Origin of the sequence: Photobacterium aquimaris (assembly GCF_002954455.1) — a bacterium.
In the GTDB taxonomy this organism is placed as follows: Bacteria; Pseudomonadota; Gammaproteobacteria; order Enterobacterales; family Vibrionaceae; genus Photobacterium; species Photobacterium aquimaris.
Genome location: NZ_MSCC01000001.1, coordinates 917,126 through 941,960, shown reverse-complemented (window position 1 = coordinate 941,960; position 24,835 = coordinate 917,126). Strand labels below are relative to the sequence as shown.

Annotated in this window: 27 protein-coding genes and 1 tRNA gene; 11 read left to right on the top strand and 17 right to left on the bottom strand. The window is 36.2% G+C overall.

Features of this window, described 5'->3' with window-relative positions:
* Positions 1–31: 31 nt before the first annotated feature.
* The 3 genes from BTN98_RS20825 to BTN98_RS04115 all read right to left on the bottom strand — a co-directional run bounded on the left by BTN98_RS20825 (position 32) and on the right by BTN98_RS04115 (position 2,224).
* Positions 32–247 carry a helix-turn-helix domain-containing protein gene (locus BTN98_RS20825; protein ID WP_060996479.1) on the bottom strand — a complete coding sequence of 72 codons (216 nt, stop codon included), beginning with the start codon at positions 245–247 and terminating at the stop codon, positions 32–34.
* 255 nt (positions 248–502) lie between these two features.
* Positions 503–1,792, bottom strand: a complete 1,290-nt coding sequence (locus tag BTN98_RS04120) for an L-cysteine desulfidase family protein (RefSeq protein ID WP_060996480.1) — start codon at positions 1,790–1,792, stop codon at positions 503–505.
* A 51-nt stretch (positions 1,793–1,843) separates the two neighbouring features.
* Entirely contained in the window at positions 1,844–2,224 is a 381-nt protein-coding gene (locus BTN98_RS04115) for a RidA family protein (protein ID WP_060996481.1), read from the bottom strand.
* Between the two features lie 327 nt (positions 2,225–2,551).
* Here BTN98_RS04115 and BTN98_RS04110 point away from each other — a divergent pair, with 327 nt between their 5' ends.
* Entirely contained in the window at positions 2,552–3,340 is a 789-nt protein-coding gene (locus tag BTN98_RS04110) for an AzlC family ABC transporter permease (RefSeq protein ID WP_060996482.1), read from the top strand.
* Positions 3,341–3,354: 14 nt separating this feature from the next.
* On the top strand, positions 3,355–3,735 hold the full coding sequence (locus tag BTN98_RS04105; RefSeq protein ID WP_060996483.1) for an AzlD domain-containing protein: 381 nt from the start codon (positions 3,355–3,357) through the stop codon (positions 3,733–3,735).
* A gap of 140 nt (positions 3,736–3,875) precedes the next feature.
* On the opposite strand, the gene BTN98_RS04100 is transcribed toward BTN98_RS04105, so the two are convergent.
* The 4 genes from BTN98_RS04100 to BTN98_RS04085 all read right to left on the bottom strand — a co-directional run bounded on the left by BTN98_RS04100 (position 3,876) and on the right by BTN98_RS04085 (position 6,266).
* Positions 3,876–4,271: a YgiW/YdeI family stress tolerance OB fold protein gene (locus tag BTN98_RS04100; RefSeq protein WP_060996484.1), complete on the bottom strand. Its 396-nt coding sequence runs from the start codon at positions 4,269–4,271 to the stop codon at positions 3,876–3,878.
* A gap of 88 nt (positions 4,272–4,359) precedes the next feature.
* Positions 4,360–4,995: an AcfA family outer membrane beta-barrel protein gene (locus BTN98_RS04095; RefSeq protein WP_060996485.1), complete on the bottom strand. Its 636-nt coding sequence runs from the start codon at positions 4,993–4,995 to the stop codon at positions 4,360–4,362.
* Between the two features lie 141 nt (positions 4,996–5,136).
* Positions 5,137–5,691, bottom strand: coding sequence for a 4Fe-4S binding protein (locus BTN98_RS04090; protein WP_060996486.1), 555 nt, complete (start codon positions 5,689–5,691; stop codon positions 5,137–5,139).
* Complete coding sequence (locus BTN98_RS04085; RefSeq protein ID WP_060996487.1) at positions 5,691–6,266, bottom strand: molecular chaperone TorD family protein; 576 nt, start codon at positions 6,264–6,266, stop codon at positions 5,691–5,693. The genes BTN98_RS04090 and BTN98_RS04085 overlap by 1 nt, the downstream gene beginning before the upstream one ends.
* 310 nt (positions 6,267–6,576) lie before the next feature.
* Here BTN98_RS04085 and BTN98_RS04080 point away from each other — a divergent pair, with 310 nt between their 5' ends.
* The 3 genes from BTN98_RS04080 to BTN98_RS04070 are packed head-to-tail and all read left to right on the top strand — an operon-like array spanning position 6,577 to position 10,492.
* On the top strand, positions 6,577–9,018 hold the full coding sequence (locus BTN98_RS04080; RefSeq protein ID WP_060996488.1) for a DmsA/YnfE/YnfF family dimethyl sulfoxide reductase: 2,442 nt from the start codon (positions 6,577–6,579) through the stop codon (positions 9,016–9,018).
* A 9-nt stretch (positions 9,019–9,027) separates the two neighbouring features.
* The gene (locus BTN98_RS04075) at positions 9,028–9,645 is read left to right on the top strand and encodes a DMSO/selenate family reductase complex B subunit (protein ID WP_060996489.1); all 618 of its coding nucleotides are present in this window, start codon (positions 9,028–9,030) and stop codon (positions 9,643–9,645) included.
* A gap of 1 nt (position 9,646) precedes the next feature.
* Positions 9,647–10,492, top strand: coding sequence for a DmsC/YnfH family molybdoenzyme membrane anchor subunit (locus tag BTN98_RS04070; RefSeq protein ID WP_060996490.1), 846 nt, complete (start codon positions 9,647–9,649; stop codon positions 10,490–10,492).
* A 91-nt stretch (positions 10,493–10,583) separates the two neighbouring features.
* On the opposite strand, the gene BTN98_RS04065 is transcribed toward BTN98_RS04070, so the two are convergent.
* On the bottom strand, positions 10,584–11,012 hold the full coding sequence (locus BTN98_RS04065) for a lysozyme inhibitor LprI family protein (protein WP_060996491.1): 429 nt from the start codon (positions 11,010–11,012) through the stop codon (positions 10,584–10,586).
* Between the two features lie 256 nt (positions 11,013–11,268).
* Between BTN98_RS04065 and BTN98_RS04060 the strand changes: the two genes are divergently transcribed.
* Positions 11,269–12,576, top strand: a complete 1,308-nt coding sequence (locus BTN98_RS04060; RefSeq protein WP_060996492.1) for a hemolysin family protein — start codon at positions 11,269–11,271, stop codon at positions 12,574–12,576.
* Between the two features lie 40 nt (positions 12,577–12,616).
* Here the strand turns inward: BTN98_RS04060 and BTN98_RS04055 are convergent, their stop codons facing one another.
* Positions 12,617–13,090 carry a carbohydrate-binding protein gene (locus BTN98_RS04055; RefSeq protein WP_060996493.1) on the bottom strand — a complete coding sequence of 158 codons (474 nt, stop codon included), beginning with the start codon at positions 13,088–13,090 and terminating at the stop codon, positions 12,617–12,619.
* 118 nt (positions 13,091–13,208) lie between these two features.
* Positions 13,209–13,490, bottom strand: a complete 282-nt coding sequence (locus BTN98_RS04050) for a membrane lipoprotein lipid attachment site-containing protein (protein ID WP_060996494.1) — start codon at positions 13,488–13,490, stop codon at positions 13,209–13,211.
* A gap of 307 nt (positions 13,491–13,797) precedes the next feature.
* Here BTN98_RS04050 and BTN98_RS04045 point away from each other — a divergent pair, with 307 nt between their 5' ends.
* Positions 13,798–14,169: a hypothetical protein gene (locus tag BTN98_RS04045; RefSeq protein WP_060996495.1), complete on the top strand. Its 372-nt coding sequence runs from the start codon at positions 13,798–13,800 to the stop codon at positions 14,167–14,169.
* Between the two features lie 104 nt (positions 14,170–14,273).
* Here the strand turns inward: BTN98_RS04045 and BTN98_RS04040 are convergent, their stop codons facing one another.
* Positions 14,274–15,608, bottom strand: coding sequence for a diguanylate cyclase domain-containing protein (locus BTN98_RS04040; RefSeq protein WP_060996496.1), 1,335 nt, complete (start codon positions 15,606–15,608; stop codon positions 14,274–14,276).
* 404 nt (positions 15,609–16,012) lie between these two features.
* Between BTN98_RS04040 and BTN98_RS20565 the strand changes: the two genes are divergently transcribed.
* Both BTN98_RS20565 and BTN98_RS04035 read left to right on the top strand, forming a co-directional pair.
* Positions 16,013–16,387, top strand: coding sequence for a PAS domain-containing protein (locus BTN98_RS20565; protein WP_240616106.1), 375 nt, complete (start codon positions 16,013–16,015; stop codon positions 16,385–16,387).
* A 100-nt stretch (positions 16,388–16,487) separates the two neighbouring features.
* Positions 16,488–17,534 (top strand): methyl-accepting chemotaxis protein, encoded by a 1,047-nt coding sequence (locus BTN98_RS04035; protein WP_240616105.1) that lies wholly within the window; start codon positions 16,488–16,490, stop codon positions 17,532–17,534.
* Between the two features lie 114 nt (positions 17,535–17,648).
* Here BTN98_RS04035 and BTN98_RS04030 read toward each other — a convergent pair.
* The 5 genes from BTN98_RS04030 to BTN98_RS04010 form a co-directional block, all read right to left on the bottom strand.
* Positions 17,649–17,739: transfer RNA gene (locus tag BTN98_RS04030), tRNA-Ser, on the bottom strand.
* 80 nt (positions 17,740–17,819) lie between these two features.
* On the bottom strand, positions 17,820–18,614 hold the full coding sequence (locus BTN98_RS04025; protein ID WP_060996498.1) for an ATP adenylyltransferase family protein: 795 nt from the start codon (positions 18,612–18,614) through the stop codon (positions 17,820–17,822).
* A 17-nt stretch (positions 18,615–18,631) separates the two neighbouring features.
* Entirely contained in the window at positions 18,632–19,021 is a 390-nt protein-coding gene (locus BTN98_RS04020; protein ID WP_060996499.1) for a hypothetical protein, read from the bottom strand.
* Between the two features lie 110 nt (positions 19,022–19,131).
* Positions 19,132–19,968 (bottom strand): TPR end-of-group domain-containing protein, encoded by an 837-nt coding sequence (locus BTN98_RS04015; protein WP_231730611.1) that lies wholly within the window; start codon positions 19,966–19,968, stop codon positions 19,132–19,134.
* Positions 19,969–20,478: 510 nt separating this feature from the next.
* Positions 20,479–21,627 (bottom strand): polysaccharide export protein, encoded by a 1,149-nt coding sequence (locus BTN98_RS04010; RefSeq protein ID WP_060996501.1) that lies wholly within the window; start codon positions 21,625–21,627, stop codon positions 20,479–20,481.
* Between the two features lie 1,165 nt (positions 21,628–22,792).
* Between BTN98_RS04010 and BTN98_RS04005 the strand changes: the two genes are divergently transcribed.
* Positions 22,793–23,272, top strand: a complete 480-nt coding sequence (locus BTN98_RS04005) for a hypothetical protein (RefSeq protein ID WP_105029946.1) — start codon at positions 22,793–22,795, stop codon at positions 23,270–23,272.
* 84 nt (positions 23,273–23,356) lie between these two features.
* Here BTN98_RS04005 and htpX read toward each other — a convergent pair whose 3' ends face one another.
* Positions 23,357–24,241 carry a protease HtpX gene (gene htpX, locus BTN98_RS04000; RefSeq protein WP_060996503.1) on the bottom strand — a complete coding sequence of 295 codons (885 nt, stop codon included), beginning with the start codon at positions 24,239–24,241 and terminating at the stop codon, positions 23,357–23,359.
* A gap of 386 nt (positions 24,242–24,627) precedes the next feature.
* Here htpX and BTN98_RS20250 point away from each other — a divergent pair, with 386 nt between their 5' ends.
* Positions 24,628–24,792 (top strand): hypothetical protein, encoded by a 165-nt coding sequence (locus tag BTN98_RS20250; RefSeq protein WP_162840637.1) that lies wholly within the window; start codon positions 24,628–24,630, stop codon positions 24,790–24,792.
* Positions 24,793–24,835: the final 43 nt, after the last annotated feature.

The following is a 24,835-nucleotide window of genomic DNA, read 5'->3' as shown; positions in this document are numbered from 1 at the left end:
ATAATGCTGCGGTTTTTTATTATTGCACTTATTAATGTAGTGCTTCATGATGACGTAATTCACGCAAATATCGATAAATGGTATGTATAGAAAGATTCAGCCCTTGAGCTGCAATCTGCGCACTGTCTTTTAAGTCAAAAATATTCATTTCATTTAAACGTGTAATAATTTCACGGCTTTTCTTTGATGGTGGAATACTATTATCTCCCATGATCTGAATACGAATCGACTCAATAGCACTATGCATCGTTTCATCATTATTTTGAGCAAACGTTTCAGCAGTAAAGCCCTGATCACAATAACACCTCTGTATGTTCACCTCGCATTGCGGCAATGCCATCAACAATATTCTCAATTGCATGAAGAATATGATAATCACTCGGTGTCAATTTTCGTAATAACATTCATAACTCCATTAGTTAAATTATAGATACAAAAAAACCGCCTTCTATTCTCATCCAGTTAATGAATGAATATAGATTAGGCGGTTAAAATGCAGTGATTATACAGACATAATCTTAATTATTGTTCTGTCAGTATTTGCCATACCTTCAGTAACCATACGACCTACATTACGGATCGTGGTTTCAACGTCATTAGCAATGATACCCTGAGCATGTGCCTCATGGTTATCAATTGCCATTAATGAGCTCATTACAGCTGAGCTGGTTGAACTCTTCACTTTCATCGCACACGTCGATTTAGCACCATCACAAAACATACCAGTGGTATCACTCAGCGTATTTTGAATAGCAAAGCAGATTTTTTCAAATGAGCCGCCTTGTAGATATGTCATCGCCATTGATGCGGCTGAGCTTGTTACCGCACAACCACAAAATGGTGATAGTGGTGGATAAAAGGACTTCATGTAAATAGCACCTAAATGGCTCATGATAAGCGCACGAGCAAGTTGTTCATCAGTAGAGTGACAATGCTCTGCAAAAACAATCACAGGCATAGATGCACAAATACCTTGATTACCACTACCATAGTTACTCATTGCAGGTAATGTTGCGCCACCCATTCGCGCATCAGATGCAGCCGCTGAACACATTACAGCACGGTTAGCGAGGCAAGCTCCTAGAACGCCATTTTCAATGTTCTTTTGGTAAGTACGGCCGACTTGCAGTCCATATTTATTATTCAAACCTTCGTTAGAAAGCGCGACTGTGAGTTCACGCGCTTGTAGAATAAATTCAATATCTGCAAAATCGGCTTCTGTTGCAAACTTATATATACCCGCAATAGAGATATCGATATCATCACATACAGAAGCGGTAGATTTTTGCTGTTGCTCACAGCCATTTAAAGCTGTCGTATCATAAACAATCTCACCGTTTAGGGTCTTTTTAATGATTTGCGTATGACCACCACTAATTTCGACAGTAGCAATACTGTCGCCCGCTTTTGCTTCTGCATAACAATAAATAAACTCTTCAACATCCTTACGACCTACATGCACTTTGCCTGCATCAATGAGTTGTTGAGCTTTCTCGACATCTTCAGCTGTAATGTTAACTAAAACTTCAAGACCACCTTCAGGATTACCACCGATAGCACCTACAGCGGAAGCAATTGGCAAACCAATCTTACCTGTACCAGGAACAAACACACCCATTGAGTTCTTAAATAAGTTGTCTGAAACCTTAACTGTTAATTCTTCAACCTCTTGACCCAATAATTGGGCAACAACAGCTGAGGCATAAGCAGCTGAGATAGGCTCAGTACAACCAAATGCCGGTTTAACTACAGTGTTAATGATTTTTTTGTATTGCTTCCATTGTGTATTCATATTGATGACCCTTAATGGCACTAATTATTTTAGTTATTATTTATGAGTAAATTACTTACGGTATGCAATTGCTTCAATTTCAACCAATGCACCCATTGGTAAGTCTTTAACAGCAAAGCAGCTACGTGCTGGACATTCTGTTGTAAAGAATTCTGCATAAACTTTATTAAAAGCAGCAAAATCATCAATATTTGCTAGGTAACATGTAGTTTTAACAACGGTATTCATATCACCGCTGCCAGCCTCTAATACAGAACGTAAATTTTCTAGAGATTGACGAGATTGCTCAGCAACACCACCATCAACAATGCCACCTTTCTCTTTACATACAGGTAGTTGACCTGATGTAAAAATCAATTCACCAAATACATTACCGTGAGAATAAGGACCAATTGCGTCAGGTGCTTTTTTTGAAGTGATTACTTTTGACATGTTTTTTATCTCTTTCTATCTAAAATTCAAATTTAGTTTAACCTCCAACCACAAAATTACGCAATTTTATTTGCACCAAATATTGAAATCATATGTTGCAACTTTAAATAAATAGCACTTATTCGTTATCAATCAATGATTAAGTTAGTCTTTTTATTAAAAACAATCAAAAACAGTCACAAAATAGCCCGTAATCACTTACAACTCACATTGCAAAAGCCATTTAAATCAAATATATTTGCACAAAACAAAATAGTAAAAAAACACCGTAAACTTATTTTCTGCAATTATTTTTGAATTAGACACACTCATTAAAGTAGGCCGCTCATGAAGAAACAATTAATACAAGCAGGACTAAAAGCTATCTTTCCTCTCTGCGTAGGAGCATTTCCTTTCTCGTTCATTGTAGGTGCGATCAGTATTAATGCCGGCATGTCTGTTTTACAAAGTACGTTATGGTCATTAACCGTCTTTGCAGGATCGGCACAAATGGTAGCACTTGGCTTAGTACAATCTTCGACCGAGATTATTGTTATTTTTGTAACCACGTTTGTTATTAATTTACGCCACATTCTTTATAGCGCCTCATTATCTGAATATGTAAAAGAATACAACATGCCAACACGAATGCTAATGTCATATGGTTTAACCGATGAGGTATATGCTGCAACCATTGGTGAGATGAAACATGAGAAGCCAGGTCGTCAGTGGTTCTATTTAGCGGCAATGTTTGGTTTTTGGGTTAACTGGGTAGTGGCAGATTTCTGTGGTGCAATGATTGGCTCTTCATTCCCACATATTGCAGATTACGGTTTAGATTTTGCGATGGTCGCTGCCTTTATTGCGATTGTTATTCCACAAGTTAAAAAACGCGAATGTATTGTTGCTGCTGTTATTGCAACAGTCACTGGTATTTTATTATCGGGCTTACCTTATTCATTAGGACTTGTGATTGCAGCAATCGCTGGTGTTTACGCAGGTTATAGAATGGATATATCAACAGAGAGAATGGAAGCAGAGACCAAAGCAGAAGCAAAAAAAGTTATTCTTCAAGAACTAGCTGATGAGCAGCAATACCAACAAGCACTTTCATCAACCACCACTATTAATAAATAACAAGGATCACAACCATGCATACTCACGCACATATTGCTTTAGATAATGATTATGTCCTTTATTTATCACTGGCGATGATTGCCGCTACATTTATTATTCGCTTTGCTGTAATTGGAATGGCTGGTCGTTTTACCATGTCAGAGCGATTCAAAAAGACATTACGCTTTGTTCCTGTAACCGTTTTACCCGCGATTATAGCTGTTGAAATTTTAGGTAAAGGTTCAAATTTTGCATTTAACCTTGAGAACCCTAAATTATTAGCAGCGATTGTTTGTACTATGATTAGTTTACGCTTTGGTCTTATCTGGGTTGTTATTGGTGGTTTGATTTCATTAGTTTTATTCCAAACTTACCTTGAGCCTATGATGCACTTTTTTCATCATCTAATGTGCTAAATAATATTACCGACTCTCAATAATAATAAATGTTCCACTCTCTCTTTTCCCGAGCTTTAACGCTCGGTTTTTTTATTTTTATAAATACTAAAAAGCCTAATCTAATAAAAAATCAGGCTTGATTGATATCTCAATATGTATTATTTCTGTGCTAAACGTACGTGATCAACATCAATTTTAGTATGGTTAAATTCTTTATCTATTTCACCTTGAATAGTGATTTTTGTTTGTGGTGTTACTTGAAGACCAAACCACTTGTCATGATCAATTTCAACCGTCATTGTGCCACTACCGTCGGTAAAAGTGTAATGCTCGCCACCCAGTGACGATGTTAGGTAACCTGTTAATGTTACAGGAGTATCATCACTAAACATGCCAGCATCTACTACACCTTTAACCGTATTAATGCCATGTGTAGGACCAGAAAATCCCTGTTGCTGTGGTTGGGCAACTTGATTAATAACTTGGTTATTAGCAAATACAGTTGTTGATGTCATTGCCGCTAGTAACGTAACAAGTAAAATTGACTGTTTCATTATTTAATCACTTCTTAATCTAATTATGTGGGTAATATTAAATGACTATTTAATAATGACATTTAATAGAAAATTTATTTATGAGGTATTAGAAGAAATACGTCGTATTGACTGTTACGTTACCGCCATTTGCAGTACTATCGGCATAATATTCCATGCCTGCACCAATATTGATATTACGGTAAACGTTATAATCAATACCAATACTGGCCATTACACCAAACTCACTCTTATTTTTGCTTTCGCCACCAGGACGAGGGTTACTATATTCAATATCATCATTTAATATATTTTCATACTCATCTTGAGCTGATGATGAATAATCATATTCTGTATAAGCAATACCGACACCTGCTTTTAATTGTACTTTTTCAGTCAGCGCATAAAAATAAACAGGCTTAACAACAAACTGCTGTACGTTAATATCAGCTTCCCACTCTCTTTCGTGAGTAAAGCCACCTTGCAGTGGTAAATATTGACTGGTTGAGCCTTCTAATTCAAATTGCTTATAACCTAACTCAATACCGATATTATTACTGCGGTAACCCACAAAGCCACCAAAGGTTGTTGATGAGTTACTTGGCGTTACAGTTTTAGCATCGGCAACAAAATGAGTGCTAAAATCATGGTTAATTGAAGCTGCACCAACCTCAAGGCCAACATACGCTCCAGCAAATGCTGGTGAACATAGTAAAGCTAACGGTAATAATAATTTGTTATTCATCGTATTATAAGCATCCAAAGCTCTTTCGTTGGAGTAACTTTATAACCATAAGCGTGAAGAGATCGTGAAGAAAGTGATAAATAACAAATTAAAATATATCACCAGTTAAACATTACACTCAACAATGAGACACTCATCACATCAAGTTGCAGTATCTAACCTCAAGGTCACCGCACCGATATAACAATTACTGCGACATAAACCACAACCATCACACCGACGACTGTCGACTTGTGGCTGTTGGTTGTTATTAATCGATAATGCTCGTTTAGGACACTGCTCAACACAGGTTTGACACTGCCCTGAAACGCGATTGAGACAACCTGCGCTAAATATTGGTCGATATTCAGTATCCGCTGTTGGTGATGATAATGCCGATGTTGGACAGAATCGCTGACACTCACCGCATTGAGTGCAGTGATTATAATCAAGATTTAACTGCGGTTTATTATCATCACCCCATTCAATCACTTGCTGAGAACATAGTTGTTCACATACTTTGCAACCATTGCACAATGCCGTAAATAAAGCCTCGTCTAACGCTGTTGGTGGACGAGCAACATCGCGTAACACTGCTATTTGTTGTTGAGGCTGGCTGTTCTTTAGTCCACCAAATAAGCCTCGAAATAATCCACAACGGCTAACATGGTAGTGATCCAAACAACTACGGTAATAACGCTCGTCGCGGTCAGCCATTAAAAATAAACCTTCATATCAGCAGGCGTTAATACTAATTCTTGTTGTAGATAACGTAACCACTGCTGCATAGCTATAGCTAGATATTGATAAGTTTTTGTTTTTGCACTTTTCTCCACCAGCTCTAGATAACGATAAGCCCAAGGTAATAAATGTTGCTCAAGTAACGCTTTTGCAGCTTCATGCTGTTGTTGCTCAATAAGATTTGCTAACGCCAATAACATCAATCCAAATTGATCTTCAGGCTCTCGCATTCCCGTATCTAATGCCATTTGTTGTTGAGCTAAAAACTCACGGTAGCGTAACAATGAATCGCCAAATATCACTTGTTCACGATCTAAATATACTGAGCCCCACGGTGGTGCAGGCATTACGTCCATACCTTCAAATAACTGCTGAAAATCTGTTGCTAAAGCAATTTCACCATCTAATGCCATTCGCTGGGCTAGCCCAGAAAACAAACTTTCCTCATAACTGTTATCCATCGCTTTTACGAGCTCAAGATTATTAGTGTGTGTCAGCGGATAATAAAAAAGGCTACCAAACACACGCGCTAAAATTGTTATTTGTTCCATCAAAGACTACTCACTCAAATTTTGCAAAAGATAACGTAAAAACAAAAAAAGTAAATTGTTCTATGACAAATTAATAAAATTAACAGTAAAACAAATAAAAATTAAAGCTTTAAAATCAACAAGATATACCATTAAGGTATATTACAAATAGTGATAGCCATCACAAATGCACTTAAAATCGATTTATTTACACATAATCATTAATATTTATTGATAAAGAGCAAAGTTATAAACAATTTTTACCGACATTATCGCGCAAAAAATTGCAGCACATAAAAAGCATGCTGCTTAATAAAGAGAATGTCGTTCAATGAAAACAAAAATAAAGCAGTTACTCAGCCCTATTTTTACCCGTCGAGATTTTATTAAATCAAGCTCTGCCGTTAGTGGACTTGCCATTGCAGCGAGCAGTCTTTCGCTACCTTTTAAGACCGAAGCTTCACAGCCTGTAGAAAGTCACAAACAAGAAAAAGTTGTTTGGAGTGCTTGCACCGTTAACTGTGGCAGTCGCTGTCCATTACGCATGCATGTTGTTAATGGTGAGATCAAATGGGTTGATGCCGATAATACCGGTAATGATGAATATGGCGATCACCAAGTACGTGCATGTTTACGTGGCCGTTCTATGCGTCGTCGTGTTTATAACCCTGATCGCCTTAAATACCCAATGAAGCGTATTGGTAAACGTGGAGAAGGTAAGTTCAAGCGTATTAGCTGGGATGAAGCTTACGATGAAATTGCCAATAACCTAACCCGTATTCGTAAAGATTATGGCAGTGAGGCGATTTATCTTAATTACGGTACAGGAACACTTGGCGGTACTGTTACTAAATCATGGCCTCCAGGCAGTACGCTTATTGCACGTCTAATGAATTTAACTGGTGGTTATTTAAATCAGTACGGTGATTATTCTACTGCACAAATTACAGCAGGTTTAAATTACACTTATGGTGGTTTTGCAGCTAATAACTCATTTTCTGATCTTGAAAATACCAAATTAATTGTTCAATTTGGTAATAACCCAGCAGAAACACGTATGTCAGGTGGGGGTAATATTCACCATTTGATGGAAAGTAAACAGCGCTCAAACGCTAAAATGATCATGATTGATCCGCGTTATAACGACACCGCTGGCGGGCGTGAAGATCAGTGGATACCAATTCGTCCCGGTACTGATGCTGCATTAGTGGCCGCTATTGCCCATGTGATGATAAAAGAAGACATGGTAGATCAAGCTTTCCTTGATACTTATTGCGTTGGCTATGATGCTAAAACCCTGCCGGCTTCTGCACCAGCCAACTCTGACTATAAGTCATATATTCTTGGCCAGAGTGAAGATAAAACAGAAAAAACACCGCAATGGGCAGCCCCAATTACAGGTATTCCAGCAGATGTAATTATCAAACTGGCACGTGAAATTGGCTCAACTAAGCCATGTGCAATTTACCAAGGTTGGGGATTACAACGTACCGCTAATGGTGAGATTGCCTGTCGCTCAATTGCAATGCTATCACTGTTAACAGGCAATGTTGGTATTAATGGTGGTGGTACTGGTGCGCGCGAATCTGACTACAACATTCCGTTTGTTCGTTTCCCTATTCCTGCTAACCCAGTAAAAACCGCCATTTCAATGTTCTTATGGACAGACGCTATTGTTCGCGGTCCTGAAATGACGGCGAAACGTGATGGTGTGCGCGGTAAAGATAAACTTGATATGCCAATTAAGTTTATTTGGAACTACGCTGGTAACTGTTTGATTAACCAACACTCAGACATTAACCGTACCCATGACATTCTGCAAGATGACAACGCGTGTGAAATGATTGTGGTGATCGATAACCATATGACTTCATCGGCTAAATATGCCGATATTCTATTGCCGGATCTTACTACTTCCGAGCAAGCTGATTTCTGTATGGATGCCAAAGCGTCAAACATGCCGTATTTCATCTATGCCGATCAAGCTATTAAGCCACAATTTGAAACCCGTGGTATTTACCAAATTTGTAGTGATTTAGCTAAGCGTTTAGGTGTAGAGCAAGCCTTTACTGAAGGCCGTGATCAAGAAGGTTGGTTACGCCATTTGTATCAGCTAACCCGTGCTAGTGATCCAAGTTTGCCTGACTTTGAAACAGTGCGTAAGCAAGGCATTGTTAAACGTCGCGATCCTAATGGTCATTTTGTTGCATATAAAGCATTCCGTGAAGATCCACTTAACAATCCATTAAATACGCCTTCAGGTAAAATTGAGATTTACTCCGAACGACTGGCAACAATCGCTTCTGAATGGGAATTAGCTGAAGGTGATGTTATTCACCCACTGCCAATTTATGCCACTACGCCTGAAGGTTGGAATGATCCTAAACGTCAACAATTTCCGTTACAACTCACGGGCTTCCACTATAAAGCGCGCTGTCATTCAACCTATGGCAACGTAGATATTATTAAAGAAGCTGCTCGTCAAGAAATGTGGATCAACCCAATGGATGCCGAGCAACGTGGTATTGCCAATGGTGATGTTATTCGTATTTTTAACGACCGTGGCGAGTTGCACATTAATGCCAAAGTTACTCCTCGCATGATGCCTGGTGTAGTTGCACTTGGTGAAGGCGCTTGGTATGCCCCTGACGGTCAAAAAGTCGACCACGGTGGTTGTATTAACGTATTAACAACTCAACGCCCAAGTCCGCTCGCAAAAGGCAACCCGCAACACACCAACTTGGTGGAAGTACAACTGGTTAATAATGCATAAGGTTAGATCATGAAACAATACGGCTTTTATATCGATTCAAGTAAATGCACAGGCTGTAAAACCTGCCAATTATCCTGCAAAGATAACAAAGACTTGGATGTTGGCGTTAACTACCGTCGCGTGTATGAATACGCAGGTGGGAATTGGGTAAAAGAAGGCGATACGTTCCGTCAAGACGTGTTCTCTTACTATTTATCAATTGCATGTAATCATTGTGATGAACCCGCCTGTGCAAAAGTATGCCCGTCAGGTGCAATGCGCAAACGCGAGAAAGATGGCTTAGTCGTTGTTAATGAGGATATTTGCATTGGTTGTAAGTATTGCACCATGGCTTGTCCTTATGGTGCACCACAATACAATGAAACCAAAGGTCATATGACAAAATGTGATGGTTGTTTTGAGCGCGTCGAGCAAGGCTTAGATCCTGTTTGTGTCGGTTCTTGTCCACTGCGCGCATTAGAGTTTGGTGATATTACTGAACTACGTGCGAAATATGGCACTAATGCTGATGTTGCGCCATTACCGCCATCATCGCACACCAAACCCAATCTTGTAATCAAAGCAAACCGTCATGCTCGCCCTTGTGGAGACAACACTGGTTTCTTAGCAAATCCTACGGAGGTTTAATATGGCTTGGCATGAATGGCCGCTAATCGTTTTTACCGTATTAGCACAAACAGCTGTTGGCGCTTATTTATTAGTGGGCAGTGTTATTTTACGTAACACCCTAACCACAGAAATCAGTGATCGTTTGCACAAAGCGATGTTCTTCATTTGGGTTCTTATGGGCCTTGGTTTCATGGCATCAACCATGCACCTTGGTAGCCCATTACGAGCATTTAATGCATTGAATCAAGTGGGAAGTTCATGGCTGTCCAATGAGATTTTCACCGGCAGTCTATTTTTTGCATTGGGGGGAAGTTACTGGCTATTAGCACTTTTAAAGCTAGGGCCTGTTGCATTACGTAAAATCATCTTAGTGATAGGTATGTTGGTTGGTATCAGCTTTATCTATTCAATGATCATGGTGTATTTAATTAGCACAGTACCCACATGGAATACCCTCTACACACCGCTAGCATTTGTACTAACGACCATTTTATCAGGTTTGATTTTTGGTCATCTATTACTAACAATTGCAAAGCACAATAATGCCGATATGGATAATGCTCTGCCATTAGTTGGGGCTATTTTTGCAGCGCTATATATTGTGGTTGTAGTTGGTCAGATTATTGACTTGCATAACACAACTTCGGCGTTAGGCTCTGCAATGGATGTGATACCTAATCTGATGCAATTGCAAATCATACGGATCAGTTTATTGTTTGCAGCCATTATCTGCTGGTTTATTCCACGACTCATTAAAGCACGACCAACACTGTTCACCATGTTGTTAAGTTTGATCTTTATCTTACTTGCTGAACTCACTGGGCGTGGTATTTTTTATGGGCTTCATATGACTGTTGGTCTGTAATATAACTTTTATTATACCAACCAAACGATTTTAAGCTTAGGCCTCCTGTATATTAGGAGGCCTTTTTTATTAGTGTTTACAATACAAGAAATTAGTAAGCATCGACGACTGGCTTAGGCAATACCGCAGCGCTGCTGTCCATTGGACGTAGATAGTTATCCCAAATGGTTAATGTCCGTTGTTGGGTTAACGCTAGTTTACAAGAAAGTGCCATAACGCCACGTATTGTGCCCTGTTGCCACTGAGTATACACAGCATTACATTCTTCCTTTTGATATTGCAGCCATTGTTTTTGTGCGTTTTTTATTGCATCAATAAGTTGTTTATCCGTACTATTTTGCTTGATAGCCTGCGCTAAATATTGTTGCAACTGTTGATTAGCCGTATCAAATTTATTCTCAGCACATTGATTAATTTCAATTGTTGTATAAGCATTATCACAATCAATTTTTGTCGATTGTGATAATGCCATTGCCGAACTTGAGACCAATAACCCACTTATTAAGCATAACTTTTTCATTTTACCCTCGGCTATTTTGTTTTCTTTATTATTTGTCTATTTTTATATTAATTATTTACTATCGAATCGGCCTGTAACACTAAACTATGGTGACGTTTCAAATATAATAAATTATTTAACTGAAATGTGGATTTCTAATTTTCACATGCGAGTTATAATGAAAATTGAAGTGGCCTAATAGGCGATTCACCCTATTTGGCGGACTTATTTATCGATTCTCATCATGAATTCGCCTATTTAATTGTTAGGAGTTTTAATGAGTATCGCTATTCTTGTTTTTCTGGTCATCCTCAATGGCTGGTTTGCTATGTCAGAAATAGCCTTAGTAACATCTAGAAAAAATCGGTTACAAGTTCTTGCAGATGAAGGCGATCCCTCAGCCATTACGGCATTAAAATTAGCCAATAAACCGACCACTTTTTTATCAACGATTCAAATTGGTATTACCATCATTGGTATTCTAAATGGTGTTATTGGTGAAGCTGCTTTAGCCGGACCTATTTCATCATGGCTGAAATCATTTGGCGTTCAAGCACACACAGCATCCATTTCTGCCACCATTATTGCAGTGGTTATTATCACCTATTTTTCAATTGTTGTGGGTGAGTTGATCCCTAAACGCTATGCCCAAGTTAATGCTGAACCATTGGCATTACGCGTTGCTCGCCCAATTAGTGTCCTATCATTACTGTCACGCCCTTTCGTTATTTTATTAGCCGGTTCAACCGAATTATTTCTGCGTATCTTTAGTAAAAGTACCAATAATAGTAATCATTTAACCGAAGATGATATTAAAGCCATTATTAATGAAGGGTCTCAAACAGGCATTATTCATCAACAAGAGCATGCAATGGTACGTAATGTTTTCCATTTTGATGATCGCAAAGTTTCATCCATGATGACCCCACGCAATGACATCAGTTATCTCGATCTTGATCATGCCGTTGAAAGCTATCAACAAAAATTACTTGCTAGCCCTTTTTCATGCTTGCCTGTATGTAATCACACTATTGATGACGTCAAAGGCACCATTACCGCCAAACAATTATTACGATTTGAACTTGATAATCGTAATGATGACTCAAAAAATATTCTTGATTATATAACTCAGCCGCTCTTTATTCCGGAGACCTGGACGGGTACAGACTTACTTGAAATGTTCCAAGAGTCTGGAAATGAAATTGCCTTTGTTGTCGATGAATATGGTGATATTCAAGGTATTGTTACACCACAGGATATCCTTGAGGCGTTAACCGGCAAATTTACCACTCAAGATCCAACTGATGTGTGGTCGCAAAAGATCGCCGATAACCATTGGCATCTTGATGGACTTGTTCCAATCACCGTTGTGAAAGATCTCTTAGATTTAAAAAAACTACCTGATGAAGACCAAAATGGCTATCAAACATTAAATGGCATGCTAATGTGGATCAAAGGTGGGTTGCCTCAAACCGGTGATATTATCGCTTGGCAACAATGGCGCTTTGAAATTCTTGTTATTGATCACAATCGGATTGAGAAAGTAAATGTCTACTTATTTGAGACATCTTTATCTGACGAGTAATCACTATTGAGTATCTGTCGTTGTGGGCAGATACTCTGCATTAATTTACTCGTGACCACGCATCACGCCAGTGCTGAGTTTTACCGGGCGCATAACCTTCAAGCTCACACCATGGGGTTGCAGGCCAATCGCGACAACGATAAACACTACCATTTGGCATTCGCACCCTATCACCAGCGCTGTATTTCACTCCAGCACGATAACGGGTTACCTTAAAATTATTTGGCTTGTTATGACTATTATCGTTATCAATTAAACGAACTAATTTCCACGGACCCGATTCATTATCATGTTGAGGACGATCGCCCTGTGTCCACCACTTAGCTACCCATAAACGGCCTAAATAACGCGCACTATCACCTTTGGTATAAACGGTTTCTTTATTCCATGTTTGTAACCCAGGTCGCTCACTTGGCAATGTTGTAGGACGATCATTTGCGTGTGCAACTAACGAAATCGAACTCAGTGACAATGCACTGAGCACGCACATAACTAGCAATGAACTTTTCTTCATAATAGCAGCTATCCCTCTCTACATATTCGACTAATATTTATTTGCTTCATTTTATAAATTTAAAACAGAAAGAACAGCAAATTAGCGCATAATATTGTAAGCAAGGGTATCTAAGTATTTAATAACCACCAGTTTTACGGTATTCCTGCTCTGCAAACTTCTTGCCTTCTGCTGCCGCTGCTTGGCAAGCTTGTGGATCAACATCACCACGCTGAATAACATAACGTGTTAATTGCTGAGCTTTTTGATTACGATTGAAAAACTCATGGTAGCCGATGTTACGACAGAGTTCCCACGATGACACCCCCGCTGCATTATCAACGGTATAACTGTTTGACGGTGTTCCCGCACAGCCCGTTACTATGATAGCCGTAACCGCTGCTACTATTATCTTTTTCATGTTTATCCCTATTGTGAACAACTTATAATGACACACCTCTTTATTATACTAAAGGGAGTGTCTATTTAGCTGTGATTGTAGTCTACAGCTGAACACTATAACAACTGAATCTATTTCATCCTTCCATCAACAAAATACATTACTGTTGCAAATATTTTCTTGATAATGAGTCCAATATTTAGTGCGTATTTTCAGGCACAACTCACTATTCCCTGCACAATTAAATAATTTACTTTTACGCTAGTAATTAAGCTCAAATTAGCATAAGTTGCGAGGCAATATTAATACCGTGATCAGGATACTTTCCATGAACAATTTTCAGAGCTATTCTCAGCTCCTTCCTTGCTTTGATTGTCGTAAAAATACAGCAGAGTCTGACTTAGGTTGGTTAACACCTGCAATGTATGACAGTGTTCAACAACAAATTACCGCAATCATCACGGGTGATGCTGCTTTTGGTGATGATCTAACAGTAATTATCACTTGTACCCCAGAAGAAGCGCGTGATTACTTATTATTAAATGCATTTGGTTACACTGAAGAAGAGTTAACCTCAAATGGTATTGATGCTGATGATCTGAAAGAAATTGAACAAGAAATCGGAGACTGCACAACCGCACTAGGTCAAGTAGCTTTTGAACACGAAATCGCACTGCAAGCTTGTAGCACTTGTGAATAATCGCAAGTTATAGCATCAAAATATAAAGCTGTTAACCTTACTAGCAGCTTTATATTTCTTAAAACTATTAATACCAACATTAACCATAAAATAATTTTTAGCGTTTAATATGCCTTTTTATTATACATTGATTTGTCCGCTAAAATTAACATGTCCCCAAAATTTTCTATTGATTCATCATAAACAGCATAACCCGATGTAATACTTATAGGTATTTGCTTACCATCAAATAATATCGTATCTTGAGTTACATCATTAACTATATTAATAACTCTATCTTTAATATTTATACTATCATTTTTAAACGTTATTAATAATATAAACTCGTCACCGCCCATTCTAGCAACGATATCATTTTTCCTAAGATTATTTTCAATTCTTTTGGTTAATACAGTTAGAACTTTATCGCCTGCAGCATGGCCATAATTGTCATTAATGTGTTTAAATTTATCAATATCTATATTGACAACAATAAATGTTCCATCAATATTACCTAGCTTAGCTTGCTTAAATAGTTTAGCTAATTTTTTAGTTAAATATCTTCTATTTGGTATTTTTGTTAATGCATCATGATACGCATGATGTTCATTAGTAATATATAATAATACTATACTTAGGAATAGTATTATAAAGCCCAAAAATAATGGATATGCGATGATTCTTACACTATCGTTAAAATAATTAGCATTGTGCTTATTGTGTGAAAGATAAATACCCCATTTCCCATATGGCAACTTAACCTCTTCATAAAAAAGGTAATTATTTATTCCTTTTGTCTGACCATAAATGAGAGTTGGTTGTTTATTATCAGATTCATTAATAATCGACAAATCATATTTTTCAAGGTTTTTCATCGACGTTAATGTTTTAAATAATTTATCGTAATTAATAACACCACTTATAACCCCCCAGTATTGATTCTTATTTGGATAATCATAAAATACTGGGACTCTGACAATTAACGCATTTCCACCCTGAACTAAACTAATTGGACCAGAAATTAAAATTTGCTTTGTCATTCTTGCTTTTTTTATATCTTTCCATTGTTTGGGTTTATTTTTATAAACAAGCCCAATCGCTTTAGAATTATTTTCAAACGGGTAAACAAAATCAACAATATCATTCTTTGCAAATCCAATACTTGTTAAATGTCCACTTTTTAATATTACAGCTTCAGAGATTTTATTTAATACTTCATTGCGATTTTCAAAATCTATCGTAGCAATATCCGCTAATGTACTTGTTAAGTAGATATCATTAACTAAACTAGATTCTAATTCAAAACGTAATGCAGCTAAATTTTCTTTTGCCTTATTATTAATATCATGAATAAGTTGTTTATTATAAGTAGAGTTAATATTCTCAATCATTGCAATACCAATAATTGTTATAACTAAAGTTACAATTAAAAATATTATTGTTTTCCGTTTTCTATCCATGGTCACGTTCTTTATTATTGTTCATTTTTACCTCTCTAAATAAGAGTATGGCTCTGTCACAATTTAGTAGCTCCTCCTTGCTTTCACCATTTTATACCATTTATTTAACATTGCCAACCACATGAAAATAAAACAAAAAACACTCATAACTTAGTACTATTCTTTGTTTTGAATGAACAATTATATGTTGAGATAATTAATTTTACTGAACATCAAATGACGTTGTTGATTGTGACTCATCAGTTAATAGACAACAGAAGCTATGCTCTTTCCACCCACGCTCACACATTCGAAACATCAGCACAAAAAAAACAAACAACGATCACAAAATTTACACAATAATTCACTTTATAAATTATCACCTACTATCATGATACAAAACAAGAAGCATATGGTGCGCGATAATGTTACCTTCTAACTTAGAACAAGAAATTCAACTTAATTTATCTAATCAAATCGTCTCAACCACTGATATTGATGGAAATATCACTTATATTAATGATTATTTTTGTGATACATCCGGTTATTCTCGAGAGGAATTAATTGGAAAAAACCACAATATATTACGTCATCAAGATATGCCAGACTGTATATTTGAGGATTTATGGAAAAGTATTAAAAAACAACATTATTGGCGAGGTGCTGTTAAAAATAAATGTAAAGATGGTCGCTTTTATTGGGTTGATGCCTTTGTAACTCCACTTTTTGAAAACAACAAAGTAATTGGCTATCAATCAGTTCGTCTTTATCTTGAGCCTAAAGCAAGAAAAAAAAGCTGAAAGTTTATATAAAAAATTACACAAAAATAGCAAAATAAAAAATAACGTTTCCCCCTCAATAAAGTGGAGCTTATATAGCTTATTAACAGCAATAATTCTAATGTTATGTATTAGCATATCAAGTTTCTTTAGCTTATTGCTGCCAATGCTAACTGTTGCTCTCTTTTATCGTGAATTAATCATCTATCCACTTTGGTTACGACATAATGAACAACAATATAAAAGTTTCTCGCAAGGCATTTTTAATGAAAACACCGCTAACATTGCGGAATATATAATATCGATGAAAGATGCACAAATACGCGCAATTCTAGCACGAACTCAAGAGGCCTCAATTGAAGTTGATGATGAAATAACAAAGATAAACACACTCTCTGTCAATTGTACTAATAAGATAAAGCAACAAAACTCTCATTTAGACAGTATTTCTACAGCAATTGAAGAAATGTCATCAAGCATTAATGGCGTTGCAGAAAATTGCCACCAAACATTAGTATCAACCTCTGTCGCGGAGTCTTCTTGTCATGATACCGAAGATTTAGTTTCTATTACTACAGAGCATATAATGCAGTTAACAACTGATATTAATAGAACAAGTGAATTAACAACCAAACTTGCAACTGAAACCGAGTTGATAACATCAATTCTTCAAGAAATACAGAGTATTTCAGATCAAACTAATTTACTGGCACTGAATGCGGCAATAGAAGCAGCACGAGCAGGAGAGCATGGGCGTGGATTTTCTGTCGTTGCTGAAGAAGTACGGGCATTAAGTGTACGTACACATAATGCAACCTCTCAAATCCAGCAATCCGTTAATTATATTATCCAATCCCTTAATAAAATAGCTCTTCAAATGGAGCAAGGAATTACTAATGCAAATATTTGCGTTACTGATATTAATAATATGACGTCTAAGCTTCAAGATATCTTCAAATTAATCACTGAGATATCGAATGTCTCGATTCAAATATCTACAGCAACCGATCAACAAGCAACTGTATCTAAGGAAATTAATCAAAACAGTCATCAAATTTATGATAGTTCTACAAATAACCTCAAAGAAATGGAATCCATTAATCTTAGTATGAGTCACATGAAAGATAGCTCAATTAAACTTATCACGTTATCCAAAACATTTCAGTAATGCTAGGAGGAACAGTTAAGGTATTGGAGGATTTGAACCCTGTTATTGATCTAACATGTATATCTTTTTGTTAAAACGCAAAAAAGCCGCTATAAATAGCGGCTTTTTAATGTATGGCGGAGAGATAGGGATTTGAACCCTAGATACGCTATAAACGTATGCCGGTTTTCAAGACCGGTGCTTTCAACCACTCAGCCATCTCTCCATGAGCGCTATACTAATCATAACCTTATCAGTTGTAAAGTCTTTATTGAACAATCGCTTAAATATCAAACGATCATGCGGTTATTTTTGCTTAAAGCCGCAATCAATTAAAAACTGCATGAAACCGTAGTGCTCAAGCCACTCTAATTGTTGTTCTGAATTAACTAAAAAACGACCACTGAAATTCACTCCATGGCCAGATAAGGTTTCTACCTGATTTTTAACCCGTGGAATAATCAACATCCAACGTTCAGTTAATAAAATATTATAAGGTAAACACTCACTTAATCCATTGACTAACTTAGTAGTATTTAACTGCAATGATTCCATTGCATCTAAATAATCAACATATAACCGCTTTGGATTCAAACCATGATATAAAAACACTACATGCTTAAATGGTAACAGTCCATCTACAATCTGAGACTCTAAAGGAATAGATGTTCTAACCAGTTGCATGTGCCGATGCATTTGACTTGAGCCAGCAATTCGACCTGAGTTAAAAAAACCTAACACATCGCTGCGAGTAATACCTTTAACCCATGCAGTAAAGTCCGCTAAGGTTAAAACAGACGTCTGTGGAATATAATCTTTAGCACAAACCAATAAATGCGGTACAACAATTGGAAAGCGGTTTAAGAGACATACATACTCCGCATCCATATCTGTTATATAATCACAATGCGTATACGGCGCAATAAAAGGATCTTGTGCAGAAACCGCTGGCGAATGCTTTATTTTCATATTATCAGTAAGCAAATTAACAATATAGTTAACCCCTTGTTGCTTATAAATAATATCATCACTGGTTAAAGGCAATAAATCACCATTACCCAATCCGATTTTTGTTTGTTCCTCGCAAGCATTCCACAGCATTCTTCTATCCCTTTTAATTATTCATCAATCTCTTGGGAACATTCATCACAATTTTGAAGTACGATTTCATGGTTAAAAATAGCTACCCCTTCAACTGTCATATCTTCAGATATTTGATCGTCAATATCAGCAATGACGGTTGGTTTTATATTACCGTGATTAATTTCTGACTCTGAATGATCATAATAATTAAGCAATAAAAAATCTTTGGCTTCATCTTCTGAACAAATGATCTTTACCGTAAAATAAGGTTCGTAAACACTACCGCGCTGTTCCAGCATTAATTCAATTTGATCAATAACATCGGCTTTCATTGCTGGTGTTAACCAACCAAGATCGGTTTTTGCTTTTTTAATATGGCAATTAAAACAAGGTAATTCATAAGTATAAAACAGAAAGTTAGTCATATGTATTTCTTCCAACGCTAATTCTAACTATAAAATTATGCTTCTTCCGTTGTTTTTACTAGCATTAAAAATGCAATGTTGAGTTGTAATTACAAACATAATTAAAAAACTTAATCATATACAGCGGTGAGTAAAAGTTCAAAACGTTCATTACCACGTAAGTTTTCAAAATCATCTTCATCTGCCGCTAATTCACGTAATGATAGACTATCTTTAATTGCTCGCTCTAAATCTGAAATAGCTTGTTCTTCAACCCCTAAACAAGCATAAGCACAAGCTCGTTGATATAAAGCATGTGCATTTGTATCATCTACTTCCAATACTCGATTACAAAGACTTAATGCCCAATGGAACTCTCGCATTTCCATTGTCGCGTCAGCTTTATAGGTTAGCGCTTCTAAATCACCAGGTCGAACTTTTAAAATTTCATCATATATTTCTAGTTTTTGTTCAGGTGTTTGAGAACTTTGCGCACGTAACCATAAGTTATGCACTTCGTTAATTTTTTCTATTTCGCGGTTATTTTCACTAATAATGCGTGTTTTACGCTTTAAATCACGCTCTAAAGCTTTAAATTTTTGCTCATAGCTTTCAGCAATATCTTTCAATTGTACTTCTGCCATGCGTTTGGTGTTTTCTTTTATCTCACGCATTGACTGCCAGCCAATTAATGCAATTAATGACGCAACACCAGCAATAATATAGAAGAAATACGTCACCGTTACATTCGCATAATTCATTGATTTGTCTGCAACAGCTAATTCTCTATCGGTTATATCACGAGTAATTCGACGTTCGAGATCTTGTTGATCCATTCGTAAAGATTTCAATTCATCTAATACATAACGTTCAATCATAGGTTTTTCATAGATACTCTGCTCAGAGTAAGGCTTAGTACTCTTTTCATTAGCATGAGTTATAGGTGCCGCTAACACAAAGTAAAGCATGACAGCACCTAACAACATTTTAAACATAACCTACAACCTTTCAGTAACAATTTGATTTTATATAAGAATAATTCGTAAAATAACAGCTTTAATTTTTCTATTGTCAGTTTAGATTTAAAATCAATAAAATACGAAAAAACATCATATTTAAAAAATAATTAGCACCAATGCCTCATTTTTGTCAAAAAGTCACTTTTAGAGCTGTAAGTAATTCCTACAACGCAATATATACGTCTACAGTTATCATTGAAAGCCGTAGTCATTCCTCTCAGACACGGATATGCAGGAGAGAATATGAAAAGTAGCAAGGATAAATCACTATGGTTAATTCCAGCAGGTGTTAGCTTATTGATAGCGTTATTAGGTGTACTTATACTCATACCAATGATGTAACTTCATTATAGAATGACGCTGTTTATCTCTCTAACTCTCAACGCATAAAAAAAGGGATGCTATTTAAGCATCCCTTTTTTGAACGTTATCAATTATATTGCTTTAACTTACACTTATTTATTTAAGATTGGTGTAGTAATTAAAGCCTTCAGATAAGTTATTAAAGCCATTAATGGTAGGTACAATCTGACGGATAACACGGTTCCAACGTGCAATCGGTGCAGCAGTCACATAAACAATATCATATGGCTGTAGTTCAAATTCAGTACCAATAACCAATGCTGTCGCATCTTTAATGTTTAATTGGTAAACATTAGCAATCATCTTATCGTTTGGATTTTTCTTAACGTCATCACGTGTTGAGCGAATAACGAATACACCAGTAGCATCAGCTTCAAGCTCATTAATACCACCAACACTGCTTAACGCTTCAGTTAAACTCATACCTGCACGATCAATCTTAAGTAGTTTAGGTTGATTAACTTCACCCATAACAAAGACTTTCTGATCATCGTTACGCGGTACGTGAATAATATCGCCATTTTGTAATAAACGGTTCTGCAGTAAATCACCACGTTGCATCAATGCATATAATGAAATCTTCTGATCTTTACCATTACGCGTTAATGTTACATTACGCCAATCAGCATCAGCAGCTAAACCGCCAGACTTATCGATCGCATCAAGTAATGTAAGAGGTACATTGCTAATAGGTTGTTGGCCTGGTGTTTTCACTTCACCAGTAACATATGCTTTTTGAGATCGGAAAGCTGCTACATTAACGTCTACTTGTGGACTTTCAATATAAGCAGATAAGCGACGAGCTATAATTTTACGTACTTCAGAAACAGTTTTACCTTCTACATAGACTTTACCAATGTAAGGGTAAAAAATAGTACCATCAGCATGAACCCAGTTACCCGCTTCACTAGCACTACGGTATGCACCAGCTGGAATCGTTAATTCAGGGTGATCCCAAATTGTAACGTTTAAAATATCCCCGGGGCCAATATGATATTCATAATGTGCTAACTCCGCTTCCAAACGCGGATTTTGCTCAGCTTTCACTTTGGGAGTACGATACTTATTAACAGTATTAGCTGTTAAAGGGTAAACATTAACGCGATCTGAAATGTTAGTACTGTCACCGTCAGCGACTTCGACAACATGCTTACCAGCCAGGGTTAAGTTTGAACCAGGTACAGTACAGCCAGCTAAAGTCGATGAGATTAATGCCGCTATTAGAATTTTCTTTGTCAAATCCATTATAAATTCACATATGTTGTTAAAATAAACTACCGTAATGCACACCTATCTGAATAATTTCAACAATAGTAATATGACACAATAATTAACAAGGTAATTATTGATTACGATGATTAATATCTAGAGTGTTGTTCTAATCATACATATCATTCAGATTTAGTATAATTCAATATCAAACAACCTGGGGATTCAGTTACATTACTGAATAGACATTCCCCATTAAGCTTATGCTAGATAACCTGTACGTGTTATAAATCACATAATAAAATGAGACGATTATCAAACTCGTTTTATAGTAATACTCGTACCTATAAGGGATCAACTTTTAGATATCAAAATAGCAATCCGTAATAGCTTTCAATAGTTAGTCTCAAAAGCTACACATTATATAATATTCACTATATAAATATGATGTCTCATAGAAACAACCTTACCACCACAACAATAATGACAAAAGCAATAAGCTCTCATAAAAAATATACTGTTAGCGCTGCAAGATACTTTTTAAATCTGACTCTAAGGATATGATATTAGTTAAAAAACAGCCATTAAATTAAAATATTAAATTAAAATAAAATAAAAAGCAGATTTACAACACAATAAAAAAACATATAAAACAAAGACTTAAAATCAATATCAATATAAAAACGTAAAAAAACACAGCTATTAACACAGATGTCTCTACGCTCAAGTTTTCTGATTTTCAGATTAAATCAGGTCTTATTTATTTGTAAGGTAAATAAATAAGCTAAAATTAATTGCAACAAGTGATATAAAAGATAATGTTATATCAGTTATAAATAACAAAATTCACTTTATAGTAGCAGATAAAATTTACATCGTTTAAAATATACTCAATATATTATAGCCATTCTCTTTTGTAACCAGATCTAAATAATACTTTTTTTCAGCTAAATATAAAAATAAAACAACATTTTATAAATTTAATATTCCATTTTTATTGCTTCCAACCTTTTTACATAAAACTATAATCACACTCTTAATGATAAGACTATCCTGTATTATTATTTTTCGAGTCTATTTTATGCTATTTAGCTGTGCAATATCATCAGCAATCGTTCTCCTTATTGCTAATAATGTATATCTATAATAAATAAAATATTCATTTTCTCAATTAATAGAAACATAAAGATTTATATAAATAATGAAACTAAATAATATAATTAATACTATCAAATTTTTCCCATTTTATTTACTTTTTGCTCCTTTTTGGTTTTCTAACGGTGTTGTTGATAAGTTCTACGGCGTATTTTTTGGTACCTATGCTGGTGATAGCTGGGCTGGATGGAAAGAATACATTGCCGGTAACTGGGCAAAGAAACCAGTGACAGACTTTCTATTAGTACCCTTTTTTGATTACCTTTTCCCTGTATTAATGTTATTACAAATATTGCCCTTTATTCTATTAGCTGTATCATTCCTTAAAATGGAATTCATGCCAGGTAAATCAAAGTTATGGCTAAAAGCTGGTATTCTTGCCTCTTTATTTGTTACATCTGCAATGTGCTTTAGCCAAACGCTAGCAGGCACATCTGATGTGCAATACTTATTCCAATTCTGGGGTGTTTCATTATTGGGTTTTTGGTATGTAGAAAATCAAGAAAAAGCACTACTTAATAAATAGTTGTGTAAATAAGTAAACAGCACCTCAAAAAAAAGCCCTACATAAATGTCAGGGCTTTTTTATACATAGTAAATTAGTAAATAATCACTTTACATACTCACCACGGCGTAATGCATCAATGCGTTTATCTAACGGTGGGTGAGTCATAAATAATTCTGATAATGATTTCTTACCATTGATACCAAATGCCATCATCGAACCTTCTAAATGTGGTTCTTGACTCATTTTTAAGCGTTCAAGTGCTGCAATCATTTTTTCACGACCGACCAATTTTGCAGAACCAGCATCAGCATAAAACTCACGGTGACGGCTATACCACATCGTTAAAATGCTAGCTAAGAAACCAAATAAGACTTCCATAATCGAAGAAACAATAAAGTAAGTCATGTAACTACCGCCACCTTCCCCTTCTTCACTGTTATTGTTAACACCACTAATTGCACCAGCAACAAGTCGAGAAACAAAAATTACAAAGGTATTTACCACACCTTGCATTAACGTCATCGTTACCATATCACCATTAGCAACATGACTGATCTCGTGTGCTAATACTGCTTCGGCTTCATCACGTGTCATGCTATGGAGCAAACCTGTTGATACTGCCACTAATGAATCATCACGCTTTGCACCTGTTGCAAATGCGTTGATATCAGGCGCATCATAAATAGCAACGGTTGGCATTCCAATACCAGCTTGTTCTGCTTGACGAGCAACGGTATTGATTAACCAATGCTCGGTTTCATTACGTGGGCTATCAATCACAACCCCACCAACAGAACGTAGTGCCATCGACTTCGACATCATTAAAGACACTAATGAACCACCAAAACCAAACAACGCCGCCATTACTAATAATCCAGAAAGGCTGCCTGGCTTCATTCCAGTTACCGCATAAACAATGTTTAGAACAATACTAAACACCAACATTACGGCAAGGTTCGTTGCTAAAAACAACGCAATACGTTTCATATCTGTTATCTTCTCCAATTGAAAGGACATTATTAATCTAGTTTATACCCTATAGACTATATTCTAACGTCTTATTGGTACATTCAGAGTTTTATTACCACTATCTTCAAATAATATGACTGTAAATTAAAGTGCTAAATTGTTACCAATTCTTATCACCTCAAGCTTTACCGCTCTTTGAATCGCAAAATAATTGCAAAACTATTAAGTTATCTCGCTATATACTCACATTCCACTCATATTTTTTACCATTGCTAACAACATTTAATTGCAAAAAAAATGGTGATTAGACTTTGGTCGTATTGCTTTAATAGCATAACTCGATTATTGTTTACGTATTGTTATGAAACAGTGAACATAAAGACATGAGTACACAGGGAGGATTCATGGCTAATAATGAAAGTTATCAAGTTGCTATAGACATTTTGCGTTGTCATCTTGGTATGTCAATCGATGAAGCGCATAAAGAGCTAGGACTTGATAACACTGGTAATCCAGTATCAATGACAGATACACAAGAACAATTGATTGGCCTTAACTCAGCTAATTAATTTTATCTTACTTCATTAAAACAAAAGGCACATTAAGTGCCTT

Coding starts and splice junctions, on each gene's coding strand:
- BTN98_RS04050 (WP_060996494.1), bottom strand. CDS start 13,490: ATGAAAAAGATAATAGTAGCAGCGGTTACGGCTATCATAGTAACGGGC.
- BTN98_RS04080 (WP_060996488.1), top strand. CDS start 6,577: ATGAAAACAAAAATAAAGCAGTTACTCAGCCCTATTTTTACCCGTCGA.
- BTN98_RS04045 (WP_060996495.1), top strand. CDS start 13,798: ATGAACAATTTTCAGAGCTATTCTCAGCTCCTTCCTTGCTTTGATTGT.
- BTN98_RS04005 (WP_105029946.1), top strand. CDS start 22,793: ATGAAACTAAATAATATAATTAATACTATCAAATTTTTCCCATTTTAT.
- BTN98_RS04025 (WP_060996498.1), bottom strand. CDS start 18,614: ATGCTGTGGAATGCTTGCGAGGAACAAACAAAAATCGGATTGGGTAAT.
- BTN98_RS04085 (WP_060996487.1), bottom strand. CDS start 6,266: ATGGAACAAATAACAATTTTAGCGCGTGTGTTTGGTAGCCTTTTTTAT.
- BTN98_RS04060 (WP_060996492.1), top strand. CDS start 11,269: ATGAGTATCGCTATTCTTGTTTTTCTGGTCATCCTCAATGGCTGGTTT.
- BTN98_RS04015 (WP_231730611.1), bottom strand. CDS start 19,968: ATGCTTTACTTTGTGTTAGCGGCACCTATAACTCATGCTAATGAAAAG.
- BTN98_RS04035 (WP_240616105.1), top strand. CDS start 16,488: ATGTTATGTATTAGCATATCAAGTTTCTTTAGCTTATTGCTGCCAATG.
- BTN98_RS20825 (WP_060996479.1), bottom strand. CDS start 247: ATGCATAGTGCTATTGAGTCGATTCGTATTCAGATCATGGGAGATAAT.
- BTN98_RS04065 (WP_060996491.1), bottom strand. CDS start 11,012: ATGAAAAAGTTATGCTTAATAAGTGGGTTATTGGTCTCAAGTTCGGCA.
- BTN98_RS04075 (WP_060996489.1), top strand. CDS start 9,028: ATGAAACAATACGGCTTTTATATCGATTCAAGTAAATGCACAGGCTGT.
- BTN98_RS20250 (WP_162840637.1), top strand. CDS start 24,628: ATGGCTAATAATGAAAGTTATCAAGTTGCTATAGACATTTTGCGTTGT.
- BTN98_RS04010 (WP_060996501.1), bottom strand. CDS start 21,627: ATGGATTTGACAAAGAAAATTCTAATAGCGGCATTAATCTCATCGACT.
- BTN98_RS04110 (WP_060996482.1), top strand. CDS start 2,552: ATGAAGAAACAATTAATACAAGCAGGACTAAAAGCTATCTTTCCTCTC.
- BTN98_RS04115 (WP_060996481.1), bottom strand. CDS start 2,224: ATGTCAAAAGTAATCACTTCAAAAAAAGCACCTGACGCAATTGGTCCT.
- htpX (WP_060996503.1), bottom strand. CDS start 24,241: ATGAAACGTATTGCGTTGTTTTTAGCAACGAACCTTGCCGTAATGTTG.
- BTN98_RS04020 (WP_060996499.1), bottom strand. CDS start 19,021: ATGACTAACTTTCTGTTTTATACTTATGAATTACCTTGTTTTAATTGC.
- BTN98_RS04070 (WP_060996490.1), top strand. CDS start 9,647: ATGGCTTGGCATGAATGGCCGCTAATCGTTTTTACCGTATTAGCACAA.
- BTN98_RS20565 (WP_240616106.1), top strand. CDS start 16,013: ATGTTACCTTCTAACTTAGAACAAGAAATTCAACTTAATTTATCTAAT.
- BTN98_RS04090 (WP_060996486.1), bottom strand. CDS start 5,691: ATGGCTGACCGCGACGAGCGTTATTACCGTAGTTGTTTGGATCACTAC.
- BTN98_RS04055 (WP_060996493.1), bottom strand. CDS start 13,090: ATGAAGAAAAGTTCATTGCTAGTTATGTGCGTGCTCAGTGCATTGTCA.
- BTN98_RS04095 (WP_060996485.1), bottom strand. CDS start 4,995: ATGAATAACAAATTATTATTACCGTTAGCTTTACTATGTTCACCAGCA.
- BTN98_RS04040 (WP_060996496.1), bottom strand. CDS start 15,608: ATGGATAGAAAACGGAAAACAATAATATTTTTAATTGTAACTTTAGTT.
- BTN98_RS04105 (WP_060996483.1), top strand. CDS start 3,355: ATGCATACTCACGCACATATTGCTTTAGATAATGATTATGTCCTTTAT.
- BTN98_RS04100 (WP_060996484.1), bottom strand. CDS start 4,271: ATGAAACAGTCAATTTTACTTGTTACGTTACTAGCGGCAATGACATCA.
- BTN98_RS04120 (WP_060996480.1), bottom strand. CDS start 1,792: ATGAATACACAATGGAAGCAATACAAAAAAATCATTAACACTGTAGTT.